The 12,243-nt window shown below is 45.4% G+C and carries 9 protein-coding genes, 2 tRNA genes and 3 rRNA genes; 6 read left to right on the top strand and 8 right to left on the bottom strand.

Annotation, left to right across the window (positions count from 1 at the left end; genetic code table 11):
• Nucleotides 1-75: 75 nt before the first annotated feature.
• Complete coding sequence (locus KCV09_RS14255; RefSeq protein WP_004940662.1) at nucleotides 76-564, top strand: YajQ family cyclic di-GMP-binding protein; 489 nt, start codon at nucleotides 76-78, stop codon at nucleotides 562-564.
• A 29-nt stretch (nucleotides 565-593) separates the two neighbouring features.
• Nucleotides 594-1,088, top strand: coding sequence for a DUF4442 domain-containing protein (locus KCV09_RS14250; protein WP_004945269.1), 495 nt, complete (start codon nucleotides 594-596; stop codon nucleotides 1,086-1,088).
• An 82-nt stretch (nucleotides 1,089-1,170) separates the two neighbouring features.
• Here KCV09_RS14250 and KCV09_RS14245 read toward each other — a convergent pair whose 3' ends face one another.
• The 3 genes from KCV09_RS14245 to KCV09_RS14235 form a co-directional block, all read right to left on the bottom strand.
• On the bottom strand, nucleotides 1,171-1,530 hold the full coding sequence (locus KCV09_RS14245) for an acyl-CoA thioesterase (protein ID WP_171063771.1): 360 nt from the start codon (nucleotides 1,528-1,530) through the stop codon (nucleotides 1,171-1,173).
• 67 nt (nucleotides 1,531-1,597) lie between these two features.
• Nucleotides 1,598-2,023, bottom strand: coding sequence for a thioredoxin TrxC (gene trxC / locus KCV09_RS14240; protein ID WP_119026232.1), 426 nt, complete (start codon nucleotides 2,021-2,023; stop codon nucleotides 1,598-1,600).
• A 1-nt stretch (nucleotide 2,024) separates the two neighbouring features.
• Nucleotides 2,025-2,921 (bottom strand): alpha/beta hydrolase, encoded by an 897-nt coding sequence (locus KCV09_RS14235; RefSeq protein ID WP_055414377.1) that lies wholly within the window; start codon nucleotides 2,919-2,921, stop codon nucleotides 2,025-2,027.
• Nucleotides 2,922-3,046: 125 nt separating this feature from the next.
• On the opposite strand from KCV09_RS14235, the gene KCV09_RS14230 reads away from it, so the two are divergent.
• From KCV09_RS14230 to KCV09_RS14215, 4 genes are all read left to right on the top strand, one after another.
• A complete protein-coding gene (locus KCV09_RS14230) occupies nucleotides 3,047-3,382 on the top strand; it encodes a beta-lactamase hydrolase domain-containing protein (RefSeq protein WP_004940674.1) in 336 nt (111 codons plus the stop codon).
• The gene (locus KCV09_RS14225) at nucleotides 3,375-3,794 is read left to right on the top strand and encodes a beta-lactamase hydrolase domain-containing protein (protein WP_004940675.1); all 420 of its coding nucleotides are present in this window, start codon (nucleotides 3,375-3,377) and stop codon (nucleotides 3,792-3,794) included. Before KCV09_RS14230 ends, KCV09_RS14225 begins: the two co-directional genes overlap by 8 nt.
• A 213-nt stretch (nucleotides 3,795-4,007) precedes the next feature.
• Nucleotides 4,008-5,387 carry a dihydrolipoyl dehydrogenase gene (locus KCV09_RS14220; RefSeq protein ID WP_212515295.1) on the top strand — a complete coding sequence of 460 codons (1,380 nt, stop codon included), beginning with the start codon at nucleotides 4,008-4,010 and terminating at the stop codon, nucleotides 5,385-5,387.
• A 105-nt stretch (nucleotides 5,388-5,492) separates the two neighbouring features.
• Nucleotides 5,493-6,539: a 5'-methylthioadenosine/S-adenosylhomocysteine nucleosidase gene (locus tag KCV09_RS14215; protein WP_119026234.1), complete on the top strand. Its 1,047-nt coding sequence runs from the start codon at nucleotides 5,493-5,495 to the stop codon at nucleotides 6,537-6,539.
• A gap of 165 nt (nucleotides 6,540-6,704) precedes the next feature.
• Here the strand turns inward: KCV09_RS14215 and rrf are convergent.
• The 5 genes from rrf to KCV09_RS14190 all read right to left on the bottom strand — a co-directional run bounded on the left by rrf (nucleotide 6,705) and on the right by KCV09_RS14190 (nucleotide 12,042).
• Nucleotides 6,705-6,819, bottom strand: a 5S ribosomal RNA gene (gene rrf, locus KCV09_RS14210).
• Nucleotides 6,820-7,004: 185 nt separating this feature from the next.
• Nucleotides 7,005-9,894: ribosomal RNA gene (locus tag KCV09_RS14205) — 23S ribosomal RNA — on the bottom strand.
• 361 nt (nucleotides 9,895-10,255) lie between these two features.
• Nucleotides 10,256-10,331: transfer RNA gene (locus KCV09_RS14200), tRNA-Ala, on the bottom strand.
• Nucleotides 10,332-10,367: 36 nt separating this feature from the next.
• A tRNA-Ile gene (locus KCV09_RS14195) sits at nucleotides 10,368-10,444 on the bottom strand.
• A 60-nt stretch (nucleotides 10,445-10,504) separates the two neighbouring features.
• Nucleotides 10,505-12,042 (bottom strand): 16S ribosomal RNA (locus KCV09_RS14190).
• The 16S, 23S and 5S rRNA genes sit together here with 2 tRNA genes alongside, the layout of an rRNA operon.
• Nucleotides 12,043-12,243 lie beyond the last annotated feature (201 nt).

The following is a 12,243-nucleotide window of genomic DNA, read 5'->3' as shown; positions in this document are numbered from 1 at the left end:
GTAAACAACACTTGGCAAATGAAGAAAACATCCCTAGCATCTCAAATATTCTTTCACTTTGTAAAGGTCTAAACCATGCCTTCTTTTGATATTGTCTCTGAATTGGAACTTTTTGAAGTTAATCACGCGGTTCAAAACACGCAAAAAGAGATCCAGACGCGTTTTGACTTCCGTGGTCAAGACGTTACCATCGAACTGAACGAAAAATCGAAAGAAATTAAAATTTCGACAGAAAGCGATTTTCAGTGTGAGCAAGTGTATACCATGCTTGAAAATCATTTTTACAAGCGCAAAATTGACGTCCAAGCGCTTGATCCACAAAAAGCCAGCGCATCAGGTAAACATGTGGTTCAAGTCATTAAACTGAAAGACGGACTTGACTCGGATACCGCAAAAAAAATCAATAAAGCCATTAAAGAAAGTGGCATCAAAGCGCAATCTTCAATTCAGGGTGACAAAATTCGAGTCAGCGATAAAAAACGCGACACATTGCAACAAGTGATGGCCTTTTTGCGCGAACAACAATTTGGTCTACCGTTACAGTTTAATAATTTCAAAGACTAATTTTTCTGCGGTGTAGATGGGGACGTGTTATGGCTCAGACCAATCGTTTAGCAAAGCTGGTAAAGGCGACTTCTAAATTTCCTAAAGGGCTTCGAAGCACGCTTTGGAGTAAAGCCTTTGGTCGGATTGTGCCGATGGTGGGCACAGCCAATATTCGTTATTTAGAGGTCGATCAGCATCATGTCAAGGTTCGTCTGGAGAACCAGCGCAATATGCAAAATCACATTAAGGGCTTACATGCGGCCGCGATGGCTTTACTGGCAGAAACGGCAACAGGGTTTCTGACTGGTTTACATGTTCCCGATGACCGGATTTTACTGATCAAGTCTTTGCATGTCGATTATCTCAAAGTTGTTCAAGGTGGGTTAACCGCAACCGCTCAATTAAGCCTTGAACAACAGCGTTTTATCGCAGAGCATGATAAAGCTGAGCTTTCCATTCCGGTCACGGTGGTTGATGATGCTGGTGTGGAAGCCATTCGCTGTGAAATGATTTGGGCATGGTTGCCTAAACGCAAACCCTAAATACGCTCAACCGCATAGAAAAAGGTACAGCATCGGCTGTACCTTTTTAATTTCAATATATGCTCTTGAATTGATTTGAGTTCTATTGGGCTAAAAATGCCTGTTTGACCTCATCTGAAATTTGACGTTTATTGCCGTTTACATCGACAGCCACAAACGTAAATACACCCTCAGTGACACGTTTTGCAGAACGTGAGCTGTCATGGCTGTCCCATACTTCAATTTGCATCTGAATCGAGGTGTTGCCCACTTTTAAAATTCGGGTGTAGCAACTGATCACATCCCCTACTTTGACTGGAACCAAAAACGTCATCTGATTAATGGAAATGGTTGCACAGCGCCCTTTACTAAAGCGCTCCGCATGAATGGCACCAGCCAAGTCCATCTGCGATACAATCCAGCCACCAAACACATCTCCACTCCAGTTGGTATCCGCAGGCATGGCAATGGTTTGTAAAGACAATGTCCCTTCAGGTTTTATAGGGGTATCCAACACATTAACTCCGAAATTAAGACTGTAGGTGCTGATCTAACCATTGTTGCATTTCGGTCGATCGCAGCGCGCCACTTATTCTAGCAATTTCGGTGGTTTTATTCATCAGCACCAAGGTCGGAATACTACGAACATGAAATGCCTGGCTGAGTCGAGGCGAAGTTTCGGTATTGATCTTGGCAAAGATTACTTGAGGATTTTGAGCCGCAACCTGTGCAAAATGAGGCGCCATCATCTTGCACGGACCACACCACTCAGCCCACAGGTCAATCAGAATGGGTAAATCACTATATGTCACAAATTGACTAAAATTCTGCTCATTTAATTCGATCGGCTCGCGCGGTAAAAGCTTGGCATGGCACTGACCACACTGCGGATCTGCACTCAGTTTTTCTTCGGGAACGCGATTTTTTGCACCACATGACGGGCATACAACAATCATGTCAGCTCACTCCAATATGTCGATGTAAAAATTCTAATTGGGTTGCGATGGCTTTTTCAAACCAAATACCGTGATAAACATCAAAATGTTGCATGTTCCACTCATGATAATCGACAAATGGTGCAATATTGGTTGCAGCTTCGCGACTCGAGTCAATCGGAATCAAGGAATCTTGCTTAGCCGCAATAAATAAAACCGGCACACTGATATTGCGCACGCTCTGAATAGGTCGAAAGCGCAGCAGCTGAAAAAAGGCACGTGCAGGAACCTGTCCGCTCCAGTAAAAATCAGGGTTGACAATCGACAGATACCCCAAGCGGCTATCAGATGTAGGCAAAAAACAAAGTTGCTGTTCGGCGATAACGGGAAGTGTTTTGGGAGCCAATCCGACTTTGGCTCCCATATAATCTTGACTGGAAAGTTTCAGCGCCCGAGGCAACTGCTGTAAAGGATACAACTTGGCACTTTCTGCACCGTCAATAAACGGCACCTGCGCAATTACGGCATGCACATGCTTCAGCTCTGCTGCCAGGCTTAAAACATATCCACCACTTAAGTCAGTTCCCCAAAGTACGATGCGCCGCTCATCAATCAGTTTGCTGGCAAGCATATATTGAATCACGGTTTTCCAGTCATCAATTTGCTGCTTTAAATGTACCAGCTCCCTAGGCTTACCCGTACTGCCACCCCAATAGCGATAATCAAATAACACCACCGCGTAACCGGCTTGTGCAATCTTCTGTGCATATGCAGCTAATTTAAAATGACGCAATCCTGCAAAGCCATGCGCCATAATGACTACGGCAGGTTTTTTTTGATGTTTGGGTCGGTAAAAGTCAGCAGCAATCAGGTCTTGACCATGTTGTACATACAGTGGTTCAACTGTATAAGCGTGCATACGTGCTCCATTGCCTTCACGATAAGCTCGATTGAGTTTGAAAAAAACGTATGACGCTTTAACTCAATATCTTGCATAATGCTATGATACAGCATATACGTTTTTTTAAGATTTGGAGTGACAAAATGACAGAGAATGTCGGTTTCGCCGGTCAAATTGGACCAGAACATCTTGCACAAGTGGTAGAAAAAGGCTTTAAATCGATTATCAATAATCGCCCAGATCTTGAGGGTGGTCCAGAACAGCCAACCAGTTCACAGATTGAAGAAGCTGCTCGTAACGTTGGTCTCGACTACGTTTATCAGCCTGTGGTAGCTGGTCAGATTAGCGAACTCGATGTACGTACTTTTGCAAATCATTATAACGAGTTACCAAAACCAATTTTAATGTTTTGTCGTACTGGTAACCGCTCCAACAACCTCTATCAACTCGCCAAACAGATGGATCTGCTGGATGACTAATCTTGTTCGAATTTGCATTCTTACATTTTTATTTTTAAGTCCGGTCACACTCTTTGCACAATCTGCAGTCACACAGGTGAGTTCAGCCGTGACAATTTCTGATGAAATTTCGTTGCAGGACTTAAACCAGCTAATCGACCGCAGTCGCTTTCGCTCTGTGATTTTGCAGCGTCCAGATCATGATCGTGGCAATGGTCTTACGGTATATCAACTCAGAGACGTCGCTGAAAAAGCCCGTGTCAGTTTGATCTATCAACCCATTGAAAATGGCAGCAATACTCAAACAGATATTTACGCTTTTGCTCGCTACTATAACAGCTTGCCAAAGCCGATTTTACTGATTTGTAAATCTGGTAAACGCGCGCTCGATTTGTATACTCAAGCCAAGCAACAAGGTTTACTGAATGACTAAAGTATTCATCATGATGATCTGTGTATGTTCGCTACTGACTGCATGTAGCAGCATGAATGTCCGTCCAACCGTCGGCGTGAGTATGGGCGTTCCGCTCTGAAGTTTTGTGCGTCCAAAGCACTCTCACCTTACACGCGCTAACCAAACAGCCTGCATTCGCAGGCTGTTTTTATGTTAAACATAGAGATAGAACAACAAAATGGTTTTTGCATAATGTACGACATTATTATTATTGGTGCAGGCACAGCGGGTATTAGCGCTTATAAACAAGCAGTGAAACACACACAAAATCTACTGATTATTAATGACGGACCTTGGGACACCACCTGTGCCCGTGTGGGCTGTATGCCCAGCAAAGTGCTGATTGCCTCCGCCAATCGCTGTCATGATATTCAACAGCTCGATCAAGTCGGCCTGAAAGGTCGCGTTCAACTCGATTGTACAGAAGTCATGCAGCACGTACGTACACTTCGAGATTCATTTACTGCTTCTACATTAAAAGAAGTGAACGCTTGGCCTGAACAACACAAATGTTCTGGTAAAGCCGAATTCATAGATGCCTCCACTGTACGTGTGAATGGGCAAGACTATCAAGCGAAAGCATTTATTTTAGCTGTCGGCTCCACGCCCAATGTGCCCGGTTTATGGAAAGCACAATTGCAACATCGTCTTATTACCTCAGATGATATTTTTGAACTTCCCACGCTTCCTCGTTCTGTAGCAGTTATTGGCAGTGGCGCAATCGCGATCGAGATGGCACAGGCATTATCTCGTTTAGGGGTCAAAATCACTATTTTTGCCCGTAGTCAACGCGTTGGTATCCTTTCTAGCCCTTCACTACAGCAACTTGCTCAGACCATTCTGGCAAAAGAGCTTGATATCAAATTTGAAGTGCTTCCCGATCAGCTTTTACTTGAACATGATCAGGTTAAAATCAGTTATCGCCAAGAAGGACAACAAGTCACCGAGCATTATGATTATGTATTGAATGCAACCGGACGGGATTCATTACTCAATACATTAAAATTAGAAAAAATCTCGCCAGAGTATGGCGATATCAAAAAATTGCCTGTAGATTCAAAGACAAAACAATTGGGCGATTTTCCAATTTTTATTGCAGGTGATGCCTTTACCAGCACACCAGTTCAGCATGAAGCAGCCTTTGAAGGCAAAATGTTGGTTCAGAATTGTTTAAATTATCCCGATGTTCAAAATGTAAAATTATTAACGCCCTTAAGTATGGTGTTTTGTTCACCAGAAATGGCGATTGCCGGACGTTCTCACAAACAACTGACTCAAGCAAAGCAAGCTTTTATTACGGGTGAAGCCTCATACAGCAATCAAGGACGAGCAAAAGTACTGGGTAAAAATCAAGGCGCAGTTGAAGTTTATGTTGATCCTGAGTCTAGAGTACTGCTAGGTGCGGAATTATGTGTCGAGCAAGCAGAACATATGGCACATATGCTGGCTTGGTCAATTGCGCAAGATGCAACCATAGATGATGTTTTACAATTTCCGTTTTATCATCCAACGCTTGAAGAAGGATTACGTACTGCCCTAAAAGCAGCACGACGTCAACTTGACCAAACTTAATACGCTAAAATCGCAGCAAATTTTATGACATATTTTGGAACAGTTATTGCTTAATTATTTATAATCTCAGTATTAAGTTTAACTTCAAGAAAGAGTTTATTTACTATGCAGTTTTCAAAATTAGCGGTAATTTTTGGTGCGATTGGCCTAACAGTAGGTCTCGTTGGATGTACCACAACAACTCCATCGATGAAGGTCCAATCCATGACAACAACGCTTCAACATCTCACCGACAGCACACCGCGCCTTGCTATTATTGCAGCATTTGGTCAAGAAGCTGATCTACTGATTGAATCAACTAAAGACAAAAAAGAATATCTCATTAATGGTAGAAAGTTTGTCACCGGTACATTAGAGAATGCACCTGTTGTGATTACCTTAAGTGGTATCAGCATGACCAATGCCGCTATGACCACTCAAATGATCAGTGATCATTTTAATTTAAAAGGGATTGTGTTTAGCGGTATCGCAGGCAGTCTAAATCCAAACCTTCACGTTGGTGATGTAGTCATTGCCAAAAGCTGGTTAGCACCAAATGAAGTGTATTATAACAATACGAAAGAGTTACCCTCGGCATGTGGTCAACCCGGTGATATTTCATGTTTAGGGATTAAACTGGCCGACAATGTTCCGGCTTGGAATAATCAGTTTTTACGTGAAACCAACGTGATGAATGCCAATAACTACAAAAATGTTGCGCTTACAAGTCGATTTGGTGACACCGATGTGCCAATGGCATATGGCGAAATGCGTGTCGATTTCCCTGTAGATCATAAAATGCTTGCAATCGTCGATCGCGTGCAAAAAAGCACTGAAAAACAGTTAGAAGCCATTTGTTCAGGCGTAGACTGTTATCATCCAAAGATTGTGGTTGGACAGCGTGGCATCTCTGGTGGTGCATTCTTAGCCAATGCAGCATATCGTGATTATCTACATAAAAACTTGCTTGGCGATTGTGTAGATATGGAAACAGCAGCTGTGGCACAAGTGGCTTATTCAAATAATATTCCATTTATTGCATTTCGTAGCTTGTCTGACCTCGCAGGTGCAGACCATGATCCAAACGTTGCAGCTTTCTTTGGTTCAGGCATCGCACAGCGAAACGCAGCGAAATTAACGATGTCTTTTATTCAACAGTGGAATGCTCAGTAATTTAAGTATTAAAAAAAGGGCATCTGCCCTTTTTTTATGTCTTATTGAATGTGGAATTGATTGATTTCTTGTTTTATTTTTCTATTTCTATTCTTTTTTCTTTCCCTTTCATTTAGTCATAAAAAAGCCCCCTTAACGTATGTTAAGGGGGCTTTCGTATTTAAAAGCTGGCGATGACTTACTCTCACATGGCTAACGCCACACTACCATCAGCGCGAAGAGGTTTCACTTCTGAGTTCGGGAAGGGATCAGGTGGTTCACTCTTGCTATTGTCGCCAGCAAACTGTTTATGGACATTTTCGGGTCTTACTTAGACTGTGGATTGTATCTCACAGCGTGTGCCGTACTTTGTACCAAATGAGTTTAACGGATTGGAATATTGAGTCGGTATTTTATGTTCTAGCTTTCACTAAATCAAGTATTCGTATCGAATTTATCTTGATACAACAACTGTTTGGGTGTTGTATAGTCAAGCCTCACGAGCAATTAGTATTGGTCAGCTTCACATATCACTATGCTTCCACATCCAACCTATCAACGTCCTAGTCTTGAACGGCTCTTTAGAGGAATAAATTCCTAGGGAAATCTTATCTTGAGGTAGGCTTCCCGCTTAGATGCTTTCAGCGGTTATCCCTTCCGAACATAGCTACCCGGCGATGCGACTGGCGTCACAACCGGTACACCAGAGGTTCGTCCACTCTGGTCCTCTCGTACTAGGAGCAGATCCTCTCAAATTTCCAGCGCCCACGGTAGATAGGGACCGAACTGTCTCACGACGTTCTAAACCCAGCTCGCGTACCTCTTTAAATGGCGAACAGCCATACCCTTGGGACCTGCTTCAGCCCCAGGATGAGATGAGCCGACATCGAGGTGCCAAACACCGCCGTCGATATGAACTCTTGGGCGGTATCAGCCTGTTATCCCCAGAGTACCTTTTATCCGTTGAGCGATGGCCCTTCCATACAGAACCACCGGATCACTAAGACCTACTTTCGTACCTGCTCGACTTGTGGGTCTCGCAGTTAAGCGCGCTTTTGCCTTTATACTCTACGCGTGATTTCCGACCACGCTGAGCGCACCTTCGTACTCCTCCGTTACTCTTTAGGAGGAGACCGCCCCAGTCAAACTACCCACCAGACATGGTCCTCGCCCCGGATTACGGGGCAGAGTTAGAACCTCAACATTACCAGGGTGGTATTTCAAGGATGGCTCCAATGGAACTGGCGTCCCATCTTCAAAGCCTCCCACCTATCCTACACAAGTAAGGTCAAAGTTCAATGTCAAGCTGCAGTAAAGGTTCACGGGGTCTTTCCGTCTAGCCGCGGGTACACTGCATCTTCACAGCGATTTCGATTTCACTGAGCCTCTGCTGGAGACAGCGCCGCCATCATTATGCCATTCGTGCAGGTCGGAACTTACCCGACAAGGAATTTCGCTACCTTAGGACCGTTATAGTTACGGCCGCCGTTTACTGGGGCTTCGATCAAGAGCTTCGCTTACGCTAACCCCATCAATTAACCTTCCAGCACCGGGCAGGCATCACACCCTATACGTCCACTTTCGTGTTTGCAGAGTGCTATGTTTTTAATAAACAGTTGCAGCGGCCTGGTTTCTGCGGCTGTCAATCGCTCAGGGAGCAAGTCCCATCACCATCAACAGCGTACCTTCTCCCGAAGTTACGGTACCATTTTGCCTAGTTCCTTCAGCAGAGTTCTCTCAAGCGCCTTGGTCTACTCGACCTGACCACCTGTGTCGGTTTCGGGTACGATTCCTGTGTAACTGAAGCTTAGAGACTTTTCTTGGAAGTATGGTATCAGCCACTTCGCTAGTAAACTAGCTTGCTATCGACTCTCAGCATAGAGCACCCCGGATTTGCCTAAGATGCATGCCTACTGTCTTCCACCTGGACAACCAACGCCAGGCTGACCTAACCTTCTCCGTCCTCTCATCGCATTACACAGAAGTATTGGAATATTAACCAATTTCCCATCGACTACGCCTTTCGGCCTCGCCTTAGGGGTCGACTCACCCAGCCCCGATTAACGTTGGACTGGAACCCTTGGTCTTTCGGCGAACGGGTTTTTCACCCGTTTTGTCGTTACTCACGTCAGCATTCGCACTTCTGATACCTCCAGCAGACTTCTCAATCCACCTTCATCGGCTTACAGAACGCTCCCCTACCACGTAACTTAAAGTTACATCCGCAGCTTCGGCACATAGTTTTAGCCCCGTTACATCTTCCGCGCAGGCCGACTCGACTAGTGAGCTATTACGCTTTCTTTAAAGGGTGGCTGCTTCTAAGCCAACCTCCTAGCTGTCTATGCCTTCCCACATCGTTTCCCACTTAACTATGATTTTGGGGCCTTAGCTGGCGGTCTGGATTGTTTTCCTCTTGACTACGGACGTTAGCACCCGCAGTCTGTCTCCCGGATAGTACTCATAGGTATTCGGAGTTTGCATCGGTTTGGTAAGTCGGGATGACCCCCTAGCCGAAACAGTGCTCTACCCCCTATGGTATTCGTCCGAGGCGCTACCTAAATAGCTTTCGGGGAGAACCAGCTATCACCAGGCTTGATTAGCCTTTCACCCCTATCCACAAGTCATCCCCTGGCTTTTCAACGACAGTGGGTTCGGTCCTCCAGTTAGTGTTACCCAACCTTCAACCTGCTCATGGATAGATCGCCTGGTTTCGGGTCTATACCCAGCAACTATACGCCCTATTAAGACTCGGTTTCCCTACGGCTCCCCTATGCGGTTAACCTTGCTACTGAATATAAGTCGCTGACCCATTATACAAAAGGTACGCAGTCACCGAACATGTCGGCTCCCACTGCTTGTATGCATGCGGTTTCAGGATCTATTTCACTCCCCTCACAGGGGTTCTTTTCGCCTTTCCCTCACGGTACTGGTTCACTATCGGTCAGTCAGGAGTATTTAGCCTTGGAGGATGGTCCCCCCATATTCAGACAAGGTTTCACGTGCCTCGCCCTACTCGTCATCATTGCGTGTGCCCTTTCGTGTACGGGAATATCACCCTCTACGTTCGCACTTCCCAGAGCGTTCCACTAGAACACACACAACTTAATGGGCTGTTCCCCTTTCGCTCGCCGCTACTAAGGGAATCTCAATTGATTTCTTTTCCTAAGGGTACTGAGATGTTTCACTTCCCCTCGTTCGCCTTGCATGACTATGTATTCATCATGCAATACCTATCTTATGATAAGTGGGTTTCCCCATTCAGACATCTCCGGATCAAAGGATATTTGCCGCCTCCCCGGAGCTTTTCGCAGGCTATCACGTCTTTCATCGCCTCTGACTGCCAAGGCATCCACCACATGCACTTAATTACTTGACTATACAACCCCAAACAGTCGCTAATGCCTACAAGTAGCATTATCAACATTACAGTTTGAAGTACTGTGAATTGAATCACCGTACAGCTTCAATCTAAATTCATATACCAAAACGCTTGATTCAGTTAATTTGCTAGTTCTCGGATTAAATAGTCACCTAACAATTGCTTGTTAGCTTCTTATTTAATCGAGTTTGAACAATTTATTTCAGACTCAATATTTTCCAATCTGTTAATGAATTAATGTGTCTTCGTCAGATCACACTAAACTGTGATAAATCACAGAACTTAATAAAATAAGATCTCAAGACCTTCTTTTACTAAGTTCTATAATCTACACCTTAGCCGTACTCTTTAAAGTACGTGGTGGAGACTAGGAGAGTCGAACTCCTGACCTCCTGCGTGCAAAGCAGGCGCTCTACCAACTAAGCTAAGTCCCCAGCTTATATCATTAATGTATCTTTCTGCCGTAGACTTGGTGGGTCTGACAAGACTTGAACTTGTGACCCCACGCTTATCAAGCGTGTGCTCTAACCAACTGAGCTACAGACCCTCAGATACATCTTAGAAGAACAACTTGTTGTGGATTCTTACCGGCCAATCAATCTTTCGTTAAGGAGGTGATCCAGCCGCAGGTTCCCCTACGGCTACCTTGTTACGACTTCACCCCAGTCATCGGCCACACCGTGGTAACCGCCCTCTTTGCAGTTAGGCTAGCTACTTCTGGTGCAACAAACTCCCATGGTGTGACGGGCGGTGTGTACAAGGCCCGGGAACGTATTCACCGCGGCATTCTGATCCGCGATTACTAGCGATTCCGACTTCATGGAGTCGAGTTGCAGACTCCAATCCGGACTACGATCGGCTTTTTGAGATTAGCATCCTATCGCTAGGTAGCAACCCTTTGTACCGACCATTGTAGCACGTGTGTAGCCCTGGCCGTAAGGGCCATGATGACTTGACGTCGTCCCCGCCTTCCTCCAGTTTGTCACTGGCAGTATCCTTAAAGTTCCCATCCGAAATGCTGGCAAGTAAGGAAAGGGTTGCGCTCGTTGCGGGACTTAACCCAACATCTCACGACACGAGCTGACGACAGCCATGCAGCACCTGTATGTAGATTCCCGAAGGCACCAATCCATCTCTGGAAAGTTTCTACTATGTCAAGGCCAGGTAAGGTTCTTCGCGTTGCATCGAATTAAACCACATGCTCCACCGCTTGTGCGGGCCCCCGTCAATTCATTTGAGTTTTAGTCTTGCGACCGTACTCCCCAGGCGGTCTACTTATCGCGTTAGCTGCGCCACTAAAGCCTCAAAGGCCCCAACGGCTAGTAGACATCGTTTACGGCATGGACTACCAGGGTATCTAATCCTGTTTGCTCCCCATGCTTTCGCACCTCAGCGTCAGTGTTAGGCCAGATGGCTGCCTTCGCCATCGGTATTCCTCCAGATCTCTACGCATTTCACCGCTACACCTGGAATTCTACCATCCTCTCCCACACTCTAGCCAACCAGTATCGAATGCAATTCCCAAGTTAAGCTCGGGGATTTCACATTTGACTTAATTGGCCGCCTACGCGCGCTTTACGCCCAGTAAATCCGATTAACGCTTGCACCCTCTGTATTACCGCGGCTGCTGGCACAGAGTTAGCCGGTGCTTATTCTGCGAGTAACGTCCACTCATCTTGGGTATTAACCAAAAGAGCCTCCTCCTCGCTTAAAGTGCTTTACAACCATAAGGCCTTCTTCACACACGCGGCATGGCTGGATCAGGGTTCCCCCCATTGTCCAATATTCCCCACTGCTGCCTCCCGTAGGAGTCTGGGCCGTGTCTCAGTCCCAGTGTGGCGGATCATCCTCTCAGACCCGCTACAGATCGTCGCCTTGGTAGGCCTTTACCCCACCAACTAGCTAATCCGACTTAGGCTCATCTATTAGCGCAAGGTCACAAGTGATCCCCTGCTTTCTCCCGTAGGACGTATGCGGTATTAGCATCCCTTTCGAGATGTTGTCCCCCACTAATAGGCAGATTCCTAAGCATTACTCACCCGTCCGCCGCTAAGTGATAGTGCAAGCACCATCACTCCGCTCGACTTGCATGTGTTAAGCCTGCCGCCAGCGTTCAATCTGAGCCATGATCAAACTCTTCAGTTAAAATCATTTTGCACCTTATTTATAGACAAGGTGCCAATTCTGGCTCATCAATTTCCTGACTTAAATTTCGCTCAAATAAACTTCGAGTAATTTAAACCAATCAATCAATGATAATATATATCGATTAATCAACCAGTAAAAATCCACACAAGTTGTTCTTCTATTCTCTTAATGATCTTCTCGATGATTCGTCATCATCAA

The sequence above is a fragment of the Acinetobacter soli genome, from assembly GCF_018139125.1.
Lineage (GTDB): Bacteria > Pseudomonadota > Gammaproteobacteria > Pseudomonadales > Moraxellaceae > Acinetobacter > Acinetobacter soli.
This window is presented reverse-complemented; position numbering and strand designations above follow the sequence as displayed.

Bases quoted from the DNA above. Each gene is read 5' to 3' on its own strand.
- KCV09_RS14255 (WP_004940662.1), top strand. From the start codon at position 76: ATGCCTTCTTTTGATATTGTCTCTGAATTGGAACTTTTTGAAGTTAAT.
- KCV09_RS14250 (WP_004945269.1), top strand. From the start codon at position 594: ATGGCTCAGACCAATCGTTTAGCAAAGCTGGTAAAGGCGACTTCTAAA.
- KCV09_RS14245 (WP_171063771.1), bottom strand. From the start codon at position 1,530: ATGCCTGCGGATACCAACTGGAGTGGAGATGTGTTTGGTGGCTGGATT.
- trxC (WP_119026232.1), bottom strand. From the start codon at position 2,023: ATGATTGTTGTATGCCCGTCATGTGGTGCAAAAAATCGCGTTCCCGAA.
- KCV09_RS14235 (WP_055414377.1), bottom strand. From the start codon at position 2,921: ATGCACGCTTATACAGTTGAACCACTGTATGTACAACATGGTCAAGAC.
- KCV09_RS14230 (WP_004940674.1), top strand. From the start codon at position 3,047: ATGACAGAGAATGTCGGTTTCGCCGGTCAAATTGGACCAGAACATCTT.
- KCV09_RS14225 (WP_004940675.1), top strand. From the start codon at position 3,375: ATGACTAATCTTGTTCGAATTTGCATTCTTACATTTTTATTTTTAAGT.
- KCV09_RS14220 (WP_212515295.1), top strand. From the start codon at position 4,008: ATGTACGACATTATTATTATTGGTGCAGGCACAGCGGGTATTAGCGCT.
- KCV09_RS14215 (WP_119026234.1), top strand. From the start codon at position 5,493: ATGCAGTTTTCAAAATTAGCGGTAATTTTTGGTGCGATTGGCCTAACA.